Below are 19,991 nucleotides of genomic sequence, written 5' to 3' on the forward strand. Positions count from 1 at the left end.
CCGCTCTACACCTGCTTCTCCACCACTCAACACCACCACCGTCACCTGCGTTTCGGCGCTGTGTTTTGCAGCGAGGGGCGAACTATAGGCGGGTTCCCGGAGCTTGGCAACACCTTTGTCATGACGGGCTGATGACGTGTTCGTGAAGAATAGCCGCCAGCCCCGTCTGCATATGGGATTGCGGCCCCAAAAGGACTCGCAAAAGCAGGCCTGGGATACCCGATACCGTTACTCGGGTATTCCCGAAGTCACCCTGCTACGCCGTCCTTATTGGTGCTTGAACGCCGCTGCACGCTTTTCGACGAAGGCGCGCATGCCTTCTTTCTGGTCTTCTGTAGCGAATGTGGCGTGGAACAGGCGGCGCTCCAGATGCACGCCCTCGCTGAGCGAAGTCTCGTAGGCCGCGTTGATCGACTCTTTGATCATCATGACCGTGGGCAGCGAGAAGCCGGCAATGGTTTCTGCGGCCTGAATGGCTTCGTCGAGCAGCTTGTCGGCGGGGATGACGCGCGAGACTAGGCCGGCGCGCTCGGCTTCCTCCGCGCCCATCATGCGGGCAGTCAAGCAGAGGTCCATGGCCTTGGCCTTGGAGACGGCGCGCGGCAGGCGTTGCGTGCCGCCTGCGCCGGGCATGGTGCCGAGCTTGATTTCCGGCTGGCCGAACTTGGCGGTATCGGCGGCGAGGATGATGTCGCACATCATGGCCAGTTCACAGCCGCCACCGAGCGCGTAGCCGGCCACCGCGGCGATCACCGGCTTGCGGATGCGGCGAATGGTTTCCCAGTTGCGCGTGATGTATTCGTTCTTGTAGACGGTAGCGAAGTCGTAATCGGCCATGGCGCCGATATCCGCGCCGGCGGCGAACGCCTTTTCACTGCCGGTAATGACGATGGCGCCAATGTTGGCGTCGGCATCGAAGGCGAGCAACGCGCCACCGAGTTCGTCCATGAGCGCATCGTTGAGGGCGTTGAGTGCCTTCGGACGATTGAGCGTAATGAGACCGACGCGACCGCGCGTTTCGACCAGAATGTTTTCGTAGGACATGGAAGCTCCAGTTGGAATGGATGTAATATTAGCCGACCAACCGGTCGGTTAATCAATGAACCGATGACCGAGGAGGAGACAAGATGACCAGCCCGACCATTCTGCTTGACTGGCATGAACACGTGGCAACCATCACGCTGAACCGGCCCGATCAGCTCAACAGCTTCACGGCCGGCATGCACCGGGAACTGCGCGAAGCGCTGGACAAGGTGGAGCGCCAGCGCGCCCGCGCTTTGATCCTGACCGGAGCGGGACGCGGCTTCTGCGCAGGGCAGGATCTCTCCGAACTCAATTTCACGCCCGGGCAGATGACCGACCTGGGCCAGCTCATCGACGAGCAATTCAACCCGCTGGTGCGCCGTCTGCGCGCCATGCCCCTGCCCGTGATTGCCGCCGTGAATGGCGTGGCCGCCGGCGCCGGCGCAAACCTGGCGCTGGCGTGCGACATCGTGATGGCCGCCGAGAATGCATGCTTCCTCCAGGCGTTTGTAAAGATCGGGCTGCTGCCGGATTCGGGCGGGACGTGGTTCCTGCCGCAGCGCATCGGTGTGGCGCGGTCGATGGGGCTGGCGATGCTTGGCGAGAAGCTCGACGCCAAGACTGCGCTCGCCTGGGGCTTGATCTGGGGCGTTTATCACGATGCCAAGATCCTGATGACCGAAGTGAATTGCATGGCCGACCATCTGGCCAAGCAACCCACCCGGGCGCTGGCGGCCATCAAGCGCGCCATGCATGCGGCGCCCACACAGTCGTTGGACGCCCAACTGGATCTCGAGCGCGACCTGCAGCGCGAACTCGGCAATTCCCGCGACTATGCAGAAGGCGTGGACGCCTTTCTGAACAAGCGCGTGGCCCATTTCACCGGCGAATAAGGACATCAGCGTGACGGAAACGACCCTCCACGATGCGCAGGCGCTGGCTGAAGCGGCCTGCAAAAGCATGTTCGACGCTGATGCCTGCACCCGCTGGCTCGGCATGCGCGTGGAGGCGGTCGCGCCCGGCTATGCCCGGCTGTCGATGGCGGTGCGGCCTGAATTCCTCAACGGGCATCGCACCTGTCATGGCGGATTGATCTTCACGCTGGCCGATTCGGCTTTCGCGTTTGCCTGCAACAGCCATAACCACAACACGGTGGCGGCTGGGTGCGGCGTCGACTTCCTGCGCCCGGCGCACGGCGGCGACACCCTCACAGCAGAGGCAACCGAGCAGGTCTTGTCCGGCCGACACGGCATCTACGACGTACGCGTGACAAACCAGGCCGGCGAGGTGGTCGCCATGTTTCGCGGCAAATCTGCGCAGATTCGCGGCCAGGTCATTCCGGTCCCTGGCAGCCCAGAACCCTAGTTCGACCTCTATATAAAGCCGTTCACAAAACCGCATCACCATTAGAGGACGCCTCAGAACCTGTTCACGATCCGTATCGAGCGGCCCGAGGTTGGCCCGAGAAGCGCAACCGTACATGGGTACGGTGAGCATCGCAGGGCCAAGATCGGGACGCGCAGTAGGATCGTGAGCAGGTTCGCACGACGGCGTCCCGAGGAGACCCGCATGCGCCCCCGCTCGACCGACCTGCCGCTCGATCCGATCGAGACCGCCAGCCGCGACGCCATCCAGGCACTGCAGCTTGAACGCCTGAAGCGCAGCCTCGCGCACGCGTATGAGAACGTGCCCGCCTATCGGGCGAAGTTCGACGCGGCGGGTGTGCATCCGTCAGATTTGCAGTCGCTTGCCGATCTGGCGAAGTTTCCGTTCACAACCAAGACCGATCTGCGCGACAACTATCCGTTCGGCATGTTTGCGGTGCCGCAGGATCGGATCGCGCGCATCCACGCGTCGTCGGGTACGACCGGCAAACCCACGGTGGTCGGCTACACGCTGGCGGATATCGATACATGGGCCGGCTTGGTGGCGCGCTCGATCCGGGCGGCGGGGGCACGGCGCGGCGACAAGGTCCACGTGAGCTACGGCTACGGGCTTTTCACCGGCGGCCTGGGCGCGCATTACGGCGTGGAGCGCGCGGGGCTGACGGCCATCCCGTTTGGCGGTGGGCAAACCGAGCGGCAAGTGCAACTCATCCACGATTTTCAGCCGCAAATCATCATGGTGACGCCCAGCTACATGCTGGCCATTGCCGACGAGTTCGAACGCCAAGGCATGGACCCGGCCGCGTCGAGCCTGCAGATCGGCATCTTCGGCGCCGAGCCATGGACACCCGAAATGCGCAGCGCCATCGAAGCGCGCATGGGGCTTTCAGCGGTCGATATCTACGGCCTGTCGGAGGTGATGGGGCCTGGCGTGGCCAGCGAATGCGCCGAAACCAAGGACGGCCCGACCATCTGGGAAGACCACTTCTATCCGGAGATCATTGATCCGGACACCGGCGAGGTGCTGCCCGACGGCGAATTCGGCGAACTGGTGTTCACGTCGCTGACCAAGGAAGCGATGCCGGTGGTGCGCTATCGCACGCGCGATCTGACGCGCCTATTGCCCGGCACGGCGCGTCCGGGCTTGCGCCGCATGGAGAAAATCACCGGCCGCTGCGACGACATGATGATCGTGCGCGGTGTGAACGTGTTCCCATCGCAGATCGAGGAATTGATCCTGAAGCACGCGGCGCTATCACCGCACTATCAATGCGTGCTCGGCAAGGAAGGACCGCTGGATACACTGACGGTGCGGATCGAGGCGGCGCTAGGCGCGCCGGCTGACGCGGCAAAATCGGCGAGCAGCCACCTGGCGCGCGACATCAAGTCGTTGATCGGCGTGACCGCCGCGATCGAGACACTGGCCAGCGGCGGAATCGAGCGGTCGGTCGGCAAGGCGCGCCGCGTGGTGGACTTGCGGCGCACCTAGCGTCTTGCAGCGTGTTACCGGGCAGCAACGCCGATGCTGCCCCCCTTCGGCACCAGCACCCACAGCCGACCGGCCTGCTTCATGCGGCCCGCGAGGTCGCCAGCGGCATCGCCATGGCCGAAGTAATAGTCGGCGCGCACAGCCCCGCGAATGGCCGAACCCACGTCCTGCGCAAACACGAGCTTCTGGATCGGATCGGTCGATAGCGGCTTGGTCGTCGACAGGAACACCGGCGAGCCCAGCGGAATGTAGGTCGGGTCGACGGCGATCGAGCGTTCGTCCGTGAGCGGCACGCCCAGCTTGCCGATCGGGCCGCCCGTGTTGCCCGGCGTTTCGGCAAAGAACACGTAGCGCGGGTTGATGTTGAGCATCTCTTCCACGCGGCTCGGATTGGCGCGGGCCCACGCCTTGATCCCTTGCATGGTGGCCTGCATCGGCGTGATTTCGCCCATGTCGAGCAGCCAGCGCGCAAACGAACGGAACGGCTGGTTGTTCGTGCCCCCCACGCCCAGGCGCATGATGCCCCCCTCTTCCAGCTGAACCTGTCCCGAGCCCTGGATCTGCAGGAACGCCGCTTCGACCGGGTCGTCCACCCAGACAACTTCTTGCCCCTGAAGCGCCGGACTGCGGATCAACTGCGCGCGCGCCGGCAGCGTCTTGCCGCGCCACGCGGCAGGCATGCGGTACAGCGGCGTCTGATAGGCGCCGTGGCGGGTGCGCGAGCCACGCAGCAGCGGTTCGTAGTAACCGGTGATGAGGCCGCTGTCGGTGCCGTCGTCCTTCACGACCCGATACGGCGTGAAGTTGTCTTCAAAAAACACGCGCATGGCAATCGGATCACCGGCATCGACCATCAGGCCAGCGGAGCACACGCGCGACCAATCGGTGCGGCGCTTCATCGCCTGGCAGTTCGATTGCAGCGCGGGCCAGGCGGAGGCGAGGTCATCGGCGGTCCAGCCGGACACATCAGCCCAGGTGGCGGGGGCCAGATGCCCGCCGAGCGAGCCTGTTGGCGCTTGCGGCGTTTCGACGCGGGGCGGGGGCCCGCTCGTACAAGCGGCAAGCAAGGCCACGACCAGAACAGCGGCCAGTCCGCCCCAGCGGCGACAGGTGCCGGTGCGGGCTTGTGTCAATGCGTCCAAGGTTGCTGCTGTCATGCGTGTTTCATCCTGTCCGGTGCGGCCGCGGGCTTGGCTACAATGCCTCGCACCCGAGCTTCCCGCCATCGACCATGAGCCAATTCTTTGAAAACCATCCGATGATGCTGTTCGGCCTGGAGGCCGGCGTGGCGCTGTTCCTGCTGATCTTCATCGTGATCTGGACAATGTCGGGCGCCAAGAAGCATCCACGCCCGCTGCGTGCCCCGCCCGAGCATCCGTCGCGCCACGGCGACGCTGCCAAGCCTTCGCAATCGACCGACGCAGCGCCAAAAGATTCTCAAGCCGCCAATTCCGACGCGCCCTGATTCCCGATCAGTGCAGCATGCGCGGCATCACCAGCGCAAATTCGGGGATGGGCGCCTCGAAACGGTGGCCGTCTTCGGCCACGCAGAAATATTCGCCGCGCATCGTGCCCACGGGCGTCTTGATGGTCGCCCAGCTCGTGTACTCGAAGGATTCACCCGGCGGGAGCAGCGGCTGATGGCCGACCACGCCGAGGCCGTTCACTTCCTGGACCTGCTCTTCGGCGTCGGTAATCACCCAGTGGCGTGAAATGAGCTGGCTCGGCACGTCGCCGGTATTGCGGATGGTGATGGTGTAGGCGAAGGCGTAGCTGCCCTGCTCCGGCTCGGATTGCTCCGGCAGATAGCGCGTCCGGACCTGGACGGTGAGTTCGTAGCTTGGCATGACAATCCACAATAAGAATGGCGCCCATTGTGCGGCATGGCCGTGGCACCGGCAAGGCGCGAGCGGACGTCCGATCCGGCTAAAATAGCGCCCTTCCTTGCGCTTTCGCGTGCGAGTTCACGCGCCTTATCCGTCTCCCATCATGTCTGCAGCCATCGATCCGTCCGGTTTCCGCATCGCCCCGTCCATCCTCTCCGCCGACTTTGCCCGCCTGGGCGAAGAAGTGCGCCGCGTGCTCGAATCGGGCGCGGACTGGATCCACTTCGATGTGATGGACAACCACTACGTGCCGAACCTGACCGTCGGGCCGCTGGTTTGCGAGGCGATCCGCCCGCACGCACAAAAGGACGGCAAGCCGGTGCCGATCGACGTGCATCTGATGGTCAGCCCGGTCGATCGCATCATCCCGGACTTCGCAAAGGCCGGCGCCGACCTGATCACCTTCCACCCGGAAGCGTCCGAGCACATCGACCGCTCGCTGGCGCTGATCCGCGACAACGGCTGCAAGGCCGGCCTGGTGTTCAATCCGGCCACCCCGCTGCACTACCTGGACCATGTAATGGACCGCCTGGACATGGTGCTGATCATGTCGGTCAACCCCGGCTTTGGCGGCCAATCGTTCATTCCGGAAGCGCTGAACAAGCTGCGTGCCGTGCGCCAAAAGCTCGACGCATACCAGGACAAGACCGGCCGCAAGATCCTCCTTGAGATCGACGGCGGCGTGAAGGCAGACAACATTGCCGAGATTGCCAAGGCCGGCGCAGACACCTTCGTCGCGGGTTCGGCCGTGTTCGGCAAGCCGGACGCGGATGGCGGCTACCGCGGCACCGTGGGCGCGCTGCGCCAAGCGCTGGCCCCCCTGGCATGATGACGGGCGTGCTACCCGCCGGCCCCGTCCGCGCTGTCATCATCGACCTAGACGGGACGATGGTCGACACGGCGGGCGACTTCCACGCCGCCATCAATGCGATGCTGGGGGCGCTTGGCGCCGCGCCGGACATGCCAGCCGAGGAAGTGGTCAGTTACGTCGGCAAAGGCTCGGAAAACCTCGTGCGGCGCGCGCTTGATGCACGCTTGCCGCCCGCCCAGGCCAACAGCCGCTTTGCGGAGGGGCTGGAGTTGTACCAGCGCGCCTACATCGCCATCAACGGACAGCACGTGAACGTCTATGACGGCGTGCGCGAAGGGCTGGCTGCACTGCGCGACATGGGCATCGCTCTCGCGTGCGTGACGAATAAGCCACGCGATTTCACGCAGCCGCTCCTGGCGCAGCTCGGCCTGAACACGTATTTCGACCTCGTCTACCCGGGCGACGCCTTCCAGTATCGCAAGCCCGATCCGTACCCCATGCTGCGGGTGGCGGAGGCGTTTGGCGTGGCCCCGGTTGAAATCGTGGCCATTGGCGACTCGGAAAACGACGCCCGCGCGGCCCGTGCCGCCGGCATGCGCGTGCTGGCGGTACCGTATGGCTATAACCACGGCCAGCCTATACAGGGCGCCGGGGCCGATGCTATAGTCGACACACTTTTTGCGGCAGCCGAGTTGATCCGGCCCTATGCGGAGCCACACAACGCCGTCTCTGCCGCTTCAACTGACGATCCATGTTCCTGAATCGCAAACGCGTCGACGCTGGTGGTGACCGGGGGGCCTGGCCCTGGCGGCCCTGGCACGCCCTCGTCCGGGCGTAAGCGTTTGCACGGCTGCTGATCGTTCTTCCTCGGTTTCGGCACTCTGGCGCGCCACGAACGCGCCGCCCAAACCACCCCCGCATCTCCTGCCCCAAACGCTGACCGCCCGCCGGTCTTCCGCTGACCCGCTATCGGCTGCGGACGACCCTTGCGGGATCGCACGGTCGCTTTTACGACGTTCGCGCGTTCCCATCCCTGATGTTCTGCTAACGTTCCGACGGCACCATCGACGCTCTTGCGTTTGCCGTGGACCGAACGCATGTCGGTGGGCGCGCAACCGCCCCGCCTGCTGAATCGACCTGACCGCTCATGACCGAACTCGAATTCAAATCGCTGGCCGACCAGGGCTACAACCGTATTCCGCTGATTGCCGAGGCATTGGCCGACCTGGAGACGCCGCTGTCGCTGTATCTGAAGCTGGCGCAATCGCACGACCGCGGCACGCACACGTTCCTGCTGGAATCGGTAGTGGGCGGCGAGCGCTTCGGGCGTTACTCCTTCATCGGCCTGCATGCGCACACCTTGCTGCGCGCGAAGGGCAATCGCACGGAAGTCGTCACCGACGGCAAGGTGGTGGAGACGAACGAAGGCAACCCGCTGGACTTTATTGCCGCGTTCGAGCGCCGTCAGAAAGTGGCGCTGCGCCCGGGCCTGCCGCGGTTTTGCGGCGGCCTGGCCGGCTACTTCGGCTACGACGCCGTGCGCTTCATCGAGCCGCGACTGGCTGACACCGCCCCGCCCGACGATCTGCAACTGCCCGACATCCAACTCATGCTGTGCGAAGAGTTGGCCGTGATCGACAACCTGTCCGGCAAGCTCTACCTGATCGTCTACGCCGACCCGTCCAAGCCCGAAGCCTATTCACGCGCCAAGCAGCGCCTGCGCGCGTTGCGTACGAAGCTGCACCAGCCGGTGGATGTGCCGGTGACGTCAGCGTCGGTGCGTACCGACACCATTCGGGAGTTCGACAAGGCGGACTACATCACCGCCGTGCTCAAGGCCAAGGAATACATCGCCGCCGGCGACATGATGCAGGTGCAGATCGGCCAGCGGCTGGTCAAGCCGTTCCGCGATGCGCCGCTGTCGCTGTACCGCGCGCTGCGCTCGCTGAACCCGTCGCCGTACATGTACTTCTACAACTTCGGCGACATGCAGATCGTCGGGGCATCGCCGGAAATCCTGGTGCGCCAGGAAGAGCGTCGTGTCCCGGTTGCTGAAAATAACGGCAACGGCGCCGACGAATCCGCCCGCATCGTCACGATCCGTCCGCTGGCCGGCACGCGCCCGCGCGGCAGCACGCCCGAGCGCGATGCGGAACTCGCCACCGAGCTGCTCAACGATCCGAAAGAGATCGCCGAGCACGTCATGCTGATCGACCTCGCGCGCAACGACATCGGCCGCATTGCCGAGATCGGCTCGGTCAAGGTGACGGACCAGATGGTCATCGAGAAGTATTCCCACGTGCAGCACATCGTCAGCTCGGTCGAAGGCCGCCTCAAGCCCGGCATGACGAACATGGACGTACTGCGCGCGACCTTCCCGGCCGGCACGCTGTCGGGTGCACCTAAAGTGCGCGCAATGGAGATCATCGACGAGCTGGAGCCCGTCAAGCGCGGCATCTACGGCGGCGCGGTGGGCTATCTCTCGTTCTCGGGCGAGATGGATCTGGCGATCGCCATCCGCACCGGCATCGTCAAGGACGGCAACCTCTATGTGCAGGCCGCCGCCGGGGTGGTGGCCGATTCCGACCCGGATGCCGAATGGAGAGAGACCGAACACAAGGCGCGCGCCGTGCTGCGTGCCGCCGAGCAAGTGCAAGACGGCCTCGACGCCGATTTCTGAGGTTAAGGAGACCACCATGCTGCTGATGCTCGACAACTACGACTCCTTTACCTACAACATCGTCCAGTACTTTGGCGAACTCGGCCAGGACGTGCGCACCTATCGCAACGACGAGATCACGATCGAAGAGATCGAAAAGCTGAACCCGGAGCGCATCTGCCTGTCGCCCGGCCCGTGCACGCCGACGGAAGCCGGCATCCTCGTTCCGGCGCTCAAGCACTTTGCGGGGCGCGTGCCCATCCTGGGCGTGTGCCTCGGGCACCAGGCCATTGCCGACGCGTTTGGCGGGCGCGTGATCCGCGCGCAGAAGGTGATGCACGGCAAGGTCAGCACCATCGAAAACACCGGCGTGGGCGTATTCGCCAACCTGCCGCGGCATTTCAAGGTGACGCGCTATCACTCACTCGCGATCGAGCGCGAAACGCTGCCGGACTGCCTGGAAGTGACAGCCTGGACCGAAGACGGCGAAATCATGGGCGTGCGCCATAAGACGCTGCCGGTGGAAGGCGTGCAGTTCCACCCGGAATCGATCCTGTCGGAACACGGCCACGCGCTGCTCGCCAACTTCCTGAAGGAACGCGTCTGATGCGCCGCGCGTGCGCGGTGGCGCTGGCGATGATCGCAAGCCTGCCGGCGATGGCCGGTACGCTGGAAGCCTGCCGGGCCGCCCAGCCTGAGGCCGGCAACGTCGCCCAATGCGTGCAGACCGCACGCAAGGCGGCGCAAACGGAACTGGCCTCGGCCGAATCGACACGCCGCACCGCGCTACGCGCCCGCATGGCTGCCAACAAGGGCACGGACCGTGGCGCCGCCATGGCTTTCGACCGCACCGTGCGCGCACACCAACTCTACCGGCAGGCCGAATGTGACCTGCAACGCCGCCTGGCCCGCAATGCGCCCGATGCCGACCTGGCAGAAGCCGCGTGCGAGGCCGATCTCTCGCGTGAGCGCATCGGCGCCTTGCGCGACGCCGCACAGCCGGCCACCCCGGTTGCGGCTCCGGCAGCGCCCAACTGAATACGGAACGACCATGTCCATCACTCCGCAAGAAGCGCTGACGCGCTGCATCGAGCACCGCGAGATCTTCCACGACGAAATGCTGCACCTGATGCGGCTCATCATGCGCGGCGAGATGTCGCCCGTCATGGCGGCCGCCCTCACCATGGGGCTGCGCGTCAAGAAAGAGACCATCGGCGAGATCGCGGCCGCTGCCACCGTCATGCGCGAATTCGCCACCAAGGTCGATGTGCCGGCTGAGGTGTCCGATCACTTTGTTGACATCGTCGGCACGGGCGGCGACGGCGCCAACACCTTCAACATCTCCACCGCTTCGATGTTCGTGGCGGCCGCCGCAGGCGCGCGCATCGCCAAACATGGCGGACGCGGCGTCAGCTCCAAGTCGGGCAGTGCCGATGTGCTCGAAGCGCTGGGCGTGAACATCATGCTCACGCCCGAACAGGTGGCCGAATCGATCGAGACGGCCGGCATCGGTTTCATGTTCGCGCCCAACCACCACCCGGCCATGAAGAACGTCGCCCCGATCCGCAAGGAGCTGGGCGTGCGCACGATCTTCAACATCCTCGGGCCCCTGACCAACCCGGCCGGCGCGCCGAACATCCTCATGGGCGTGTTCCATCCGGACCTGGTCGGCATCCAGGTGCGTGTGATGCAGCGGCTGGGCGCCAAGCACGCCGTGGTCGTCTACGGCAAGGACGGCATGGACGAGGTCTCGCTGGGTGCTGCCACGCTGGTCGGCGAACTGAAGGACGGCGTGGTGACCGAATACGAAATCCATCCGGAAGACTTCGGGCTGCAGATGGTCTCCAACCGCAGCCTGAAGGTGGCCGACGCCGACGAGTCCAAAGCCATGCTGATCGAAGCGCTGGAAAACAAGCCGGGCACGCCGCGCGAGATCGTCTCGCTCAACGCGGGCGCGGCGCTGTATGCAGCCAACATCGCCGGCTCGATCGGCGACGGCATGAAGCTGGCCCGCGAAGCCATCGCCTCGGGCGCCGCGCGCGCCAAGCTCGACGAACTCGTGCGCGTCACCAACCAGTTCAAAGCCTGATATGTCCGACATCCTCCAGAAAATCCTGGCCGTGAAGGCCGAAGAAGTGGCCGCCGCGCGCAAGCACCGAGACCTGCCCAGCGTGCGCGCCGAAGCCGAAGCCAACCGCAGCGACAGCACGCTCAGGGCCCGCGGCTTTGCCAGGGCAATGCGCGACAAGATCGCCGCCGGCAACGCAGCGGTCATCGCCGAAGTGAAAAAGGCGTCGCCGTCCAAAGGTGTGCTGCGCCCGAACTTCAAGCCAGCCGACATCGCCCGCAGCTATGCCGAGCACGGCGCCGCGTGTCTGTCCGTCCTGACCGACGAACAGTTCTTCCAGGGCCACGCCGATTACCTGCGCGAGGCGCGCGCCGCCTGCACGCTGCCGGTGCTGCGCAAGGATTTCATGGTCGATCTGTATCAGGTGTACGAAGCGCGCTCGTGGGGTGCGGACTGCATCCTGCTGATCGTCGCCGCGCTGGACCAGGGCCTGATGGAAGAACTCGAAGCGTGCGCGCTGGAACTCGGCATGGACGTGCTCGTGGAAGTGCACGACGGCCATGAGCTGGACCGCGCGCTGCGCCTGCAAACACCGCTGGTGGGTGTGAACAACCGCAACCTGCGCACGTTCGAAACCACGCTCGACACCACGCTCGGCCTGCTCAAGCACATGCCGGACGATCGCATCGTCGTCACGGAATCCGGCATCCTCACGCCGGACGATGTGCGCAAGATGCGCGCCGCAGCCGTCAACGCGTTCCTCGTCGGCGAAGCCTTCATGCGTGCAGACGACCCGGGCGCCGAACTGGCCCGCCTGTTTGCCTGAGCGCCAGACACAATGGCCCGCGAGATTGAACTGAAGCTGGCCGTATCGGCCGGCGCGCACGACGCACTGGTCGGCTGGCTGGACGCCAATGCGCAGGCGGCCGGCTCGGTGGAATTGGCGAACGTCTACTACGACACGCGCGACCAGGCGCTGGCGCGCAACCGCGCCGCGCTGCGCGTGCGCCGTCAGGGCAGTCAATGGCTGCAGACGCTGAAGACCGCAGCAGTGAGTACGTCCGGTTTGAGCGCCCGCCACGAATGGGAGGTGCCGCTGCAGAACGATGCACTGTCCGTCGATGCCTTCGTCGCCAACAACGCCGCCGAAGCCGCCGACTATGTTCGGCCACACGCCGCTGCGCTCGCCCCGCTGTTCCGCACCGACTTCACGCGCCGCCTGTGGCACGTGGGTGCCGAGGGCGGCGAGATCGAGATTGCACTGGACGCCGGCGCCATCCTCATCCCCGGCACGCAGGCGCGCGAGCCGATCGACGAACTGGAACTGGAGTGGAAACCGGCAGACGACAGCACGCTCGGCGAAGACGCGATTGCAGAGCGCCTGCACGCCTGGACGCAAACGCTGCGTGCCGCCGTGCCGGGCCTCACGCCGCTCGACATCAGCAAGGCGCAACGCGGCTACCAGTTGCGCGAGAAAGCCGTCGGGGGCCAGACATGACGCGACGCGCCAATCCGGCGCAAGCCGCCCTCTTCGATGAACCCGCGGTGGACGCGGCCGACGTGAGTTTCATCCCGCTGGCCCAGCAGTTCGACGCCCTCCCCGCCGACTGGAAGGCGGTCCTCACGCCCTGCATCGCGCAGACCAATTGGCCTGAACTATGTGCCTTTGTCGATGGCGAGCGCGCAGCGGGCAAGCCGATCTTCCCGACGGATGTCTTCCGCGCGCTGCACCTGACTTCGGTGGACGATGTACGCGTCGTCATCCTCGGCCAGGACCCGTATCACGGCACAGGCACCGTGGATGGCCGCGAGATTCCGCAGGCGCATGGGCTGGCGTTTTCAGTGCCGGCGGGTGTGCGCGTGCCGCCAAGCCTGCGCAACATCTACAAGGAAATCGAAGCGGAGTTCGGCTGCAAGCTGCCAGGCACCTCCGGCAACCTGGAGGGCTGGGCACAGCAAGGCGTGCTGCTGCTGAACACGGTGCTCACCGTCGAACAAGGCCAGGCTGCGAGCCACGCCAAGCGCGGCTGGGAGCGCATCACCGATTGCCTGCTGGAGCAACTCGCACGCGTCGGCCACAAGCGCGTGTTCATGCTGTGGGGCAGCCACGCGCAGGCCAAGCGCGCGCTGCTGTCGGACGGGCATCTGGTGCTGGAGGCGCCGCACCCGTCGCCGCTGTCGGCGCATCGCGGGTTCTTGGGATGCGGGCATTTCAAGAGGGCGAATGATTGGCTGGCGGCGCAGCGCCAACCGACCATCGACTGGCTGAAACCGCAGGCCGCTTGAACGGCGCGGGCCAGGCGGCCCATCGACGAGCCGTGAAGTGTCGGCTGCGACCGTCTGGATGCCGCGTTCGACGCTCCGGAACTCAACGTTGAATCTCCGAGACTCGACTTCGACTCTCCGAGGGTCAAATTCGACCTTTTTCGGCTCGAGTTTGAGTCTTCAAGATCCATCGTCGGCCCTCCGAGACTCGACTTCGGCCCTCTGAGGCTGACCTTTGACGCTCGGATACTGGAAGTCGACGGTCTGAAGCTGGACGTCGGCTCTCTGAGCCCCGTTGTCCAGGGTCGGGGGCTCAGCGCAGTCGCGGTGGAAGATCCCGCCGCCGGCGCGGAGCCTTTCAGCCGCCGGCCGCGCCTAGTCCTTCGAAATACGCAGCGCGCGTCCGAGCGCACCACAACGCAATGCGATTTTGGACGTGTCAGCCCGCAGCGCCTGCAGACGCCGCTCTAGCAGGTGCATCGCCGACAGCGATTCGGATTCGGCGGCCGCATCGACCATGCGCGAGCGTGCCGACTGATCGGCGAAGTCGGCTGCGCCCAGCTCCTGTGTGTCGCGAGGGCGCACGCCCCAGCCGCCCTCTTGCACGGCCTGGTCAAAGCGCTCCTGGGCGCGCGCCAGGCTTTCGAGTGCGGCCTCAGCCGTTTGCTCGACCAGCGCCCGCGTATCGGCTTCGTCTAGCTCCTGCGCCCGTTGCCGCACAAGGATGCGCACCGCGGCAACGTGCGCCGCCACGAGGTAGTTCTGCACGATGAAGCGGTTCAGGTTGTCGACGGCACGGTGCCGGCTCTTGGGCTCGTCGAGCATGCGCGCGAAGGCGGCGATGAGCCCCGTGAGCGACTCCATGAACTGCTTGCGCTGCACGCGGTAGACGAAGTCATCCTTGAGCGAGCCGAGCAGCAAGTCGCGCGCGGCTTCGATAAAGCGGCGGTTGGTGCGCAGCACGTCGTCCACCAGCTTGGGAAGGTTGCGGTATTCCCAGCTTGGCAGGACGTAGCTGAAGGCCGTGGCGATGGCCGCGCCGATCAGCGTATCGACCAGCCGTTCACCGATGGCGCCCTTGCTGCCGGGCAGCAGCAGGTTGATCTGGATGAGCACCTGCACGCACGCCGCAATGGCCGTGTAGCGGTAGCGCACGGTAACGAACGCGGCGCTGGCGGCGGTGGACAGGTACAGCACGCCCATCAGGATCCACGTCGAATGCGTGTACCGCAGGATCACGGCGGCAATGACGCAACCGATGAGCGTACCCAGCACCCGGTCGAAGTTGCGCTGGCGCGTCATGCTGAACGTCGGCTTGAGAATCACGACGATGGTCAGCAAGACCCAGTAGCCGTGCGAGCTATATGGGAGATGGTCGGCAATCCACAGCCCGGCCGCCACGGCCATGGAAATGCGCAGCGCAAAGCGCAGCACCGGCGAACGCCACGTCAACTCTTCCAGCACCAGCCGCAGCTCGTACTTCTGGCGCGTGAGAAACGGCGTCATGTCGGGACGCAGCAGCACCTGCGACAGCTCGACCGGCGTGGCGGTGGCGGCGTGCAACTGCGCCATGAGGCGGATTGCGCCCCGCACCGTGGCCACCGATTCTTCGAGCGCGGCAATCGCCTCGATCGGCACGCCGTGATGGTTGTACTGCAGCTCGTGCAGCGCGCCTTCAATGGCGGCCACCTCCTGGTCGTACGACACCGGCGTGGGTGACGGCCGGTCGCGGCCGACGGCATAGGCGACGCCTTCGATGTCCATGCGCAAGCGTTCGATCACGTCGCGCAGCAGGCGCATCACCTCGGCGTCGGCCAGCCACTGGCGCAGCAGCGGGTAGTCGGTGTTGGACGACAGCAGATACTCGTAGATATCGAGCATCCGCATGTGAATCTGCACGAGGCGGCCGTCGCTCGTGGTGCGGTTGTCGCGAAAGACGAAATCGCGCGCCACCTGCTGCTTGTCCGCCACGGCAATCTGCTGGCGCACGAGCGCGTTGAACTGCTCGTCGAAATCCTTGGAGGCGTCGTAGAAGCCGGCTTTGCACTCCACGTACACGGCCAGTTCGTACAGGCATTCGGCCAGCACCTGCTCTTTGATGCGGCGGCGCTGGCCCCACGCCACCGCCATCGCAAAGGCCATGTAGCCGATCGCGCCGAGGAAGAACTGCAGCGTGTGCTCCACCGCTTCGCGGAAGGCGAATTCCTCGGTGAACGTGAGCGTCATGACGAACAGCGCCGCGAACTGCAGCGGCATCGTCTTGTTGCCGTACGCCACCATGAGCCCCGCGAGGAAGCTCACCACCACGATCACCACCGGCAGGATCGCGTACGGCGTCACCACCGCCACGAGAAAGGTGACGGCGGTCGTCAGCAGCACGCACGCCATCATCTCGTTGAACTTGTGCCGCAGCGGGCTGGGCAAATCCATGAGGCTCGTGCACAGCGCACCGATCGACACCACCATCGCGCCCTGCAGGTCCATCACCAGCAGCGCGAGCAGTGTCAGGCCGATCACGCCGGTGGCAGTACGGATGCCGCGCGAGACGTAATGGCTGTAGAGGAAGGTGCGTGGATCGTGTACGTAGTCCATCGGGCTACGTGTCAGGCTGACTTGCCGCGTGACGCGCGCGTGCTGCGCGCCGCTGCCCGTTTGCCCAGCCAGGCCGAGCGCAGCGGCGAGGGCTCTGTTGCCAGCGCCAGCGTGAACTGCGGCGTCGCATCGGCGGCGAGCGTTACCTTCAGCGTCATCAGTTCGTCGCGGCGGAACACGTGCACCGGCACGGTATCGCCGGCGCGATAGCGCGTGAGCGTCTTGTCGAGCTGGCCGGCCGGAACACGCAGGCCGTCCACCGCGACGATCAGATCGCCGGCAGACAATCCGGCGCGCTGCGCCGGGCTGCCGTCGAAGACCTGCTGCAGCTTGACGAAGCCGTTCTCGGCGGCGGTCTTGACGCCCAGCGAGAGCGCCGTATCGGCGGCCTTGCGCGTGGCGCTCACGCCCATCGCCTTGAAGAGCGCAGGCAGCGGTGGGTCGTCGCGGCCTTCGCTCAACTGGCGCACCAGCGTGCGCAGGCGCACACCGGTGGTTTCTTCCATCAGGGTGATGAGCCCCGCTTCGGTCACGCCGCGCTGCGCGTGGCCGGCGGCGTAGAAATCGCGGCCGTACGTCACCCACAGAGCGCGCATCACGTCATCGAGCGAACGTTCGCCGTGGGTCTGCGTGCGGATCGTGAGGTCCAGCGCCAGCGCCACCAGCGAGCCCTTGGTGTAATAGCTGACGATGGCGTTGGGGGCGTTCTCGTCCTGGCGGTAGTACTTCGTCCAGGCGTCGAACGAGCTTTCTGCCACGCTCTGCTTGAGGCGGCCGCTGCCGCGCAGCACGCCGTTCCATGTCTTGCCGAGCATCTCCAGATATTGCGCTTCGGAGATCAGGCCCGAGCGCACCAGCATCAGGTCGTCGTAATAGCTGGTGAACCCTTCAAACAGCCACAGCAACGGTGTGTGGACCTCGCGGTCGAGCGCGTACGGCACGAAGGTGGCCGGCTTGATGCGCTTGACGTTCCAGGTGTGGAAATACTCGTGGCTAACGAGGCCAAGGAAGGTGCGATAGCCCTCGGTGGTCTCATCGCGGCCGGCCACGGGCAAATCGCCGCGCGCGCACATCAGCGCGGTGCTGGCGCGATGCTCGAGGCCGCCGTAGCCGTCGGTGGTGACCATCGTCATGAAGACGTAGCGGCGGTTGCTGTCGAGGAACGGCGCCGTGGCGGTGTGCGGCTCGAACAGGCGGATCTGCGCTTCGCAGATGCGCTTGAAATCGCGGGCGATGCGTTCCAGATCGAGATTCGGTACGCGGCCGGTAAAGACGGCGTCGTGCTGCGCGCCGCAGGCCTCGAACGACACCAGCTCGAACGTGCCCATCTCAACCGGGTGGTCGATCAGTTCGTCGTAGTCCGCTGCTTCGTACCAGCCGAAGCCGTGGCGCTTGGCGCCAGCCTTGCCCTGGACGCGTCCAGTGGCCTCGCGCAGCGCGGTCGCCACGCGCCAGCCGCGGTAGGCCTCTCCGGCGGGCGGCTGGATGTCGACCAGGCAACGCTGGTCATCCGCGCCTTCCACACGCAGGAATACCGACGTGCCGTTGAAGAAGCCGCGCGTGGCGTCCAGGAGCGCGGCGCGCACCGACAAGTCCCACGCATAGACGTCGTATGAAACCGTCAGCGGCCCGGTGCACGGGGCGGCCCACCACGTGTGCTTGTCGACCTTGGACAGGCGCACCGGCCTGTCCGCCGACGATGCCTCGATCCGCACGATGTTGCGCGCGAACTCGCGGATCATGTAGCTGCCCGGAATCCACGCCGGCAGCGAAAAGCGCTGGCCTTGGCTGTCGGGCACGTCAACCGTGACGGTGACGGTGAAAACGTGCGCCTCGGGCGCGGCGGGGGCAATGGTGTAGCGGATCGGCTTCATGGCGGACATTGTAGCGTTGCCGTCCCACGCCGCCGAAGCCAAATCGTCCGCAAACCGGCCTGCCAGCCTATCGGTTGACGTCGACCACGACGCGCCCGCGCATCTTGCCGGCCATGATGTCGTGGGCTGCGTCAATGGCCTCGGAAAGCGTCACCTCGCGCGTGATGGCGGCCAGGCGATCGGGCAGCAGATCGGCGGCCAGACGCTGCCACGCGGTCTGGCGCAGCGCGCGTGGCGCCATCACGCTGTCGATCCCGCACAGGGTCACGCCACGCAGGATGAACGGTGCGACCGTGGCCGGAAAATCCATCCCCTGCGCAAGCCCGCACGCCGTGACCACACCGCCATAGCGCACCTGTGCGCACGCGTTCGCCAGCGTGTGCGAGCCCACCGAATCGACCACCGCCGCCCAGCGTTCCTTCTGCAACGGCTTGCCGGGGGCGGAAAGCTCGGCGCGGTCGATCACCTCCGTCGCGCCCAGCGCCTGCAGGAAATCGGCCTCGCTCGTCTTGCCGGTGGACGCCACCACGCGGTAGCCCAGCTTGCCGAGCAGCGCGATGGCGATCGAGCCCACGCCGCCCGATGCGCCCGTCACCAGGACCTCGCCGTCGCCCGGTTTCACGCCGGCACGCTCCAACGCCAGCACCGACAGCATCGCCGTGTAGCCGGCCGTGCCGATCGCCATGGCCTGCCGCGCGTCGAGCCCCGCCGGCAATGCCACCAGCCAATTGCCCGAAAGCCGCGCCTGCTGGGCGAGGCACCCCCAATGCGTCTCGCCGACGCCCCAGCCGTTGAGCACCACCGCATCGCCCGTCCTCCAGTCCGGATGCGAGGAATCGAGCACGACACCCGCGCCGTCGATGCCGGCCACCATCGGCCATTTGCGCACGACCGGGCCTTTGCCGGTGATGGCCAGGCCGTCCTTGTAATTGATGGTCGACCAGTCCACGCGGATCAGCACATCGCCGGCGGTCACCTCGTTGGCCAGCGCTTCGGGTGCGGACAACGCCGCGTCATCGAGGTCGACGATGTGGGCCAGCGGCCCGCCATCCTGCTTTTCCAGCATCAGCGCGCGAAACGACATACCAAGTCTCCAAAGGTGAGTTGAATGCAAGCGCCCAAAGAAAAAGCGCCGGATCGACCGGCGCTTCCTTCGCGCGAATTATGACTTCTTGAGCGCGGCGAACTTACGCTCCAGCGTGGCTGCATCGATCAGGCCCGGGGCCCGCGAGCCGTCCGGGAAGATGATGGCCGGCGTGCCGGTCACGTTCAGTTGCTGGCCAAGCTTCAGGTTGGCTTCCAGCGGTGTATCGCAGGTGCCGGCGCCGCCCGGGGCGGTCTTGGCGGTCATCCAGTCGCGCCAAGCCTTGGCGCGGTCGGCCGAACACCAGATCTGCTTGGCCTTGGTGTTCGAGTCTTCCGACAGGATCGGGAACAGGAAGGTGTAGACGGTGACGTTGTCGACCTGCGTGAGCATCTGCTCCAGCTTGTGGCAGTACGGGCAGTTCGGATCGGAGAACACGGCGATCTTGCGTGCACCGTTGCCCTTGACCCACTTCACGGCGCGGTCCAGCGGCAGGTCGGACCACTTGACGCGGTTCAGCTCGGCCAGGCGCTCCTGCGTGAGGTTCGTGGCGGTCTGCGTGTCCAGCAGATCGCCGTTGAGCACGTAGCGGCCGGTGCCATCGCTGTAGACGACCTGGCTGCCGAGGTTGATCTCGTACAGGCCGGCCAGCGGCGACTTGGTGACGCTCTTGATCTCCACGTTCGGGCCCAGGGCCTTCTGCACCGTGGCCTTCACCTTGTCCAATGCGGGCTCGGCGGCACCGGCGCTCAATACATAGCCCGCGCCAATGGCTGCCACTGCCACCGCAGAGGCGATGGCCGCCACCCGAATACGAAACGACATAACGACTCCTGGAACCCCGAAAAACCACAA

General features: G+C 65.7%; 20 protein-coding genes. 13 read left to right on the forward strand and 7 right to left on the reverse strand.

What is annotated here, in order from left to right:
* Window positions 1-267 precede the first annotated feature (267 nt).
* Window positions 268-1,044, reverse strand: coding sequence for an enoyl-CoA hydratase (locus ACUXH0_RS25250; RefSeq protein ID WP_012436486.1), 777 nt, complete (start codon window positions 1,042-1,044; stop codon window positions 268-270).
* Between the two features lie 83 nt (window positions 1,045-1,127).
* Between ACUXH0_RS25250 and paaG the strand changes: the two genes are divergently transcribed.
* From paaG to paaK, 3 genes are all read left to right on the forward strand, one after another.
* On the forward strand, window positions 1,128-1,916 hold the full coding sequence (gene paaG, locus ACUXH0_RS25255) for a 2-(1,2-epoxy-1,2-dihydrophenyl)acetyl-CoA isomerase PaaG (protein ID WP_012436487.1): 789 nt from the start codon (window positions 1,128-1,130) through the stop codon (window positions 1,914-1,916).
* 4 nt (window positions 1,917-1,920) lie between these two features.
* Window positions 1,921-2,388 (forward strand): hydroxyphenylacetyl-CoA thioesterase PaaI, encoded by a 468-nt coding sequence (gene paaI, locus ACUXH0_RS25260; RefSeq protein WP_024542167.1) that lies wholly within the window; start codon window positions 1,921-1,923, stop codon window positions 2,386-2,388.
* Between the two features lie 204 nt (window positions 2,389-2,592).
* Entirely contained in the window at window positions 2,593-3,897 is a 1,305-nt protein-coding gene (paaK, locus tag ACUXH0_RS25265; protein ID WP_012436489.1) for a phenylacetate--CoA ligase PaaK, read from the forward strand.
* A 14-nt stretch (window positions 3,898-3,911) separates the two neighbouring features.
* Here the strand turns inward: paaK and mltA are convergent, their stop codons facing one another.
* Window positions 3,912-5,054, reverse strand: coding sequence for a murein transglycosylase A (gene mltA / locus ACUXH0_RS25270; RefSeq protein ID WP_012436490.1), 1,143 nt, complete (start codon window positions 5,052-5,054; stop codon window positions 3,912-3,914).
* 74 nt (window positions 5,055-5,128) lie between these two features.
* Here mltA and ACUXH0_RS25275 point away from each other — a divergent pair, with 74 nt between their 5' ends.
* Window positions 5,129-5,362 carry a hypothetical protein gene (locus tag ACUXH0_RS25275; RefSeq protein WP_012436491.1) on the forward strand — a complete coding sequence of 78 codons (234 nt, stop codon included), beginning with the start codon at window positions 5,129-5,131 and terminating at the stop codon, window positions 5,360-5,362.
* 7 nt (window positions 5,363-5,369) lie between these two features.
* On the opposite strand, the gene apaG is transcribed toward ACUXH0_RS25275, so the two are convergent.
* Window positions 5,370-5,744 carry a Co2+/Mg2+ efflux protein ApaG gene (gene apaG / locus ACUXH0_RS25280; protein ID WP_012436492.1) on the reverse strand — a complete coding sequence of 125 codons (375 nt, stop codon included), beginning with the start codon at window positions 5,742-5,744 and terminating at the stop codon, window positions 5,370-5,372.
* Between the two features lie 142 nt (window positions 5,745-5,886).
* Between apaG and rpe the strand changes: the two genes are divergently transcribed.
* The 9 genes from rpe (at window position 5,887) to ACUXH0_RS25325 (ending at window position 13,607) form a co-directional block, all read left to right on the forward strand.
* Window positions 5,887-6,612, forward strand: a complete 726-nt coding sequence (gene rpe / locus ACUXH0_RS25285) for a ribulose-phosphate 3-epimerase (RefSeq protein WP_004636669.1) — start codon at window positions 5,887-5,889, stop codon at window positions 6,610-6,612.
* Window positions 6,612-7,355, forward strand: a complete 744-nt coding sequence (locus ACUXH0_RS25290; RefSeq protein ID WP_024542168.1) for a phosphoglycolate phosphatase — start codon at window positions 6,612-6,614, stop codon at window positions 7,353-7,355. Before rpe ends, ACUXH0_RS25290 begins: the two co-directional genes overlap by 1 nt.
* 386 nt (window positions 7,356-7,741) lie before the next feature.
* Complete coding sequence (trpE, locus tag ACUXH0_RS25295; RefSeq protein WP_012436494.1) at window positions 7,742-9,274, forward strand: anthranilate synthase component I; 1,533 nt, start codon at window positions 7,742-7,744, stop codon at window positions 9,272-9,274.
* A 16-nt stretch (window positions 9,275-9,290) separates the two neighbouring features.
* Window positions 9,291-9,860 (forward strand): aminodeoxychorismate/anthranilate synthase component II, encoded by a 570-nt coding sequence (locus ACUXH0_RS25300; protein ID WP_004636666.1) that lies wholly within the window; start codon window positions 9,291-9,293, stop codon window positions 9,858-9,860.
* Entirely contained in the window at window positions 9,860-10,291 is a 432-nt protein-coding gene (locus ACUXH0_RS25305; RefSeq protein ID WP_004636665.1) for a lysozyme inhibitor LprI family protein, read from the forward strand. The genes ACUXH0_RS25300 and ACUXH0_RS25305 overlap by 1 nt, the downstream gene beginning before the upstream one ends.
* A gap of 13 nt (window positions 10,292-10,304) precedes the next feature.
* A complete protein-coding gene (gene trpD, locus ACUXH0_RS25310) occupies window positions 10,305-11,342 on the forward strand; it encodes an anthranilate phosphoribosyltransferase (protein ID WP_012436495.1) in 1,038 nt (345 codons plus the stop codon).
* A 1-nt stretch (window position 11,343) separates the two neighbouring features.
* Window positions 11,344-12,147: an indole-3-glycerol phosphate synthase TrpC gene (gene trpC, locus ACUXH0_RS25315; protein ID WP_004636663.1), complete on the forward strand. Its 804-nt coding sequence runs from the start codon at window positions 11,344-11,346 to the stop codon at window positions 12,145-12,147.
* Between the two features lie 12 nt (window positions 12,148-12,159).
* Window positions 12,160-12,819, forward strand: a complete 660-nt coding sequence (locus ACUXH0_RS25320; RefSeq protein ID WP_009241997.1) for a CYTH domain-containing protein — start codon at window positions 12,160-12,162, stop codon at window positions 12,817-12,819.
* Entirely contained in the window at window positions 12,816-13,607 is a 792-nt protein-coding gene (locus ACUXH0_RS25325) for a uracil-DNA glycosylase (RefSeq protein WP_182594942.1), read from the forward strand. The genes ACUXH0_RS25320 and ACUXH0_RS25325 overlap by 4 nt, the downstream gene beginning before the upstream one ends.
* A gap of 354 nt (window positions 13,608-13,961) precedes the next feature.
* Here the strand turns inward: ACUXH0_RS25325 and ACUXH0_RS25330 are convergent, their stop codons facing one another.
* The 4 genes from ACUXH0_RS25330 to ACUXH0_RS25345 form a co-directional block, all read right to left on the reverse strand.
* Window positions 13,962-16,178 (reverse strand): FUSC family protein, encoded by a 2,217-nt coding sequence (locus tag ACUXH0_RS25330; RefSeq protein ID WP_182594941.1) that lies wholly within the window; start codon window positions 16,176-16,178, stop codon window positions 13,962-13,964.
* An 11-nt stretch (window positions 16,179-16,189) separates the two neighbouring features.
* Window positions 16,190-18,052, reverse strand: coding sequence for a M61 family metallopeptidase (locus tag ACUXH0_RS25335; protein ID WP_182594945.1), 1,863 nt, complete (start codon window positions 18,050-18,052; stop codon window positions 16,190-16,192).
* Between the two features lie 67 nt (window positions 18,053-18,119).
* The gene (acuI, locus tag ACUXH0_RS25340; protein ID WP_004636658.1) at window positions 18,120-19,136 is read right to left on the reverse strand and encodes an acrylyl-CoA reductase (NADPH); all 1,017 of its coding nucleotides are present in this window, start codon (window positions 19,134-19,136) and stop codon (window positions 18,120-18,122) included.
* Window positions 19,137-19,214: 78 nt separating this feature from the next.
* Complete coding sequence (locus ACUXH0_RS25345; RefSeq protein ID WP_182594940.1) at window positions 19,215-19,961, reverse strand: DsbC family protein; 747 nt, start codon at window positions 19,959-19,961, stop codon at window positions 19,215-19,217.
* Window positions 19,962-19,991 lie beyond the last annotated feature (30 nt).

This window comes from Ralstonia sp. 110700041-2, from assembly GCF_056280165.1.

Excerpts from the sequence above, each read along its gene's own strand:
- ACUXH0_RS25250 (WP_012436486.1), bottom strand. The coding sequence starts at position 1,044 with ATGTCCTACGAAAACATTCTGGTCGAAACGCGCGGTCGCGTCGGTCTC.
- paaG (WP_012436487.1), top strand. The coding sequence starts at position 1,128 with ATGACCAGCCCGACCATTCTGCTTGACTGGCATGAACACGTGGCAACC.
- ACUXH0_RS25335 (WP_182594945.1), bottom strand. The coding sequence starts at position 18,052 with ATGAAGCCGATCCGCTACACCATTGCCCCCGCCGCGCCCGAGGCGCAC.
- ACUXH0_RS25305 (WP_004636665.1), top strand. The coding sequence starts at position 9,860 with ATGCGCCGCGCGTGCGCGGTGGCGCTGGCGATGATCGCAAGCCTGCCG.
- apaG (WP_012436492.1), bottom strand. The coding sequence starts at position 5,744 with ATGCCAAGCTACGAACTCACCGTCCAGGTCCGGACGCGCTATCTGCCG.
- ACUXH0_RS25300 (WP_004636666.1), top strand. The coding sequence starts at position 9,291 with ATGCTGCTGATGCTCGACAACTACGACTCCTTTACCTACAACATCGTC.
- rpe (WP_004636669.1), top strand. The coding sequence starts at position 5,887 with ATGTCTGCAGCCATCGATCCGTCCGGTTTCCGCATCGCCCCGTCCATC.
- trpE (WP_012436494.1), top strand. The coding sequence starts at position 7,742 with ATGACCGAACTCGAATTCAAATCGCTGGCCGACCAGGGCTACAACCGT.
- trpD (WP_012436495.1), top strand. The coding sequence starts at position 10,305 with ATGTCCATCACTCCGCAAGAAGCGCTGACGCGCTGCATCGAGCACCGC.
- paaK (WP_012436489.1), top strand. The coding sequence starts at position 2,593 with ATGCGCCCCCGCTCGACCGACCTGCCGCTCGATCCGATCGAGACCGCC.
- ACUXH0_RS25290 (WP_024542168.1), top strand. The coding sequence starts at position 6,612 with ATGACGGGCGTGCTACCCGCCGGCCCCGTCCGCGCTGTCATCATCGAC.
- ACUXH0_RS25325 (WP_182594942.1), top strand. The coding sequence starts at position 12,816 with ATGACGCGACGCGCCAATCCGGCGCAAGCCGCCCTCTTCGATGAACCC.
- acuI (WP_004636658.1), bottom strand. The coding sequence starts at position 19,136 with ATGTCGTTTCGCGCGCTGATGCTGGAAAAGCAGGATGGCGGGCCGCTG.
- ACUXH0_RS25320 (WP_009241997.1), top strand. The coding sequence starts at position 12,160 with ATGGCCCGCGAGATTGAACTGAAGCTGGCCGTATCGGCCGGCGCGCAC.
- ACUXH0_RS25275 (WP_012436491.1), top strand. The coding sequence starts at position 5,129 with ATGAGCCAATTCTTTGAAAACCATCCGATGATGCTGTTCGGCCTGGAG.
- ACUXH0_RS25345 (WP_182594940.1), bottom strand. The coding sequence starts at position 19,961 with ATGTCGTTTCGTATTCGGGTGGCGGCCATCGCCTCTGCGGTGGCAGTG.
- ACUXH0_RS25330 (WP_182594941.1), bottom strand. The coding sequence starts at position 16,178 with ATGGACTACGTACACGATCCACGCACCTTCCTCTACAGCCATTACGTC.
- trpC (WP_004636663.1), top strand. The coding sequence starts at position 11,344 with ATGTCCGACATCCTCCAGAAAATCCTGGCCGTGAAGGCCGAAGAAGTG.
- mltA (WP_012436490.1), bottom strand. The coding sequence starts at position 5,054 with ATGACAGCAGCAACCTTGGACGCATTGACACAAGCCCGCACCGGCACC.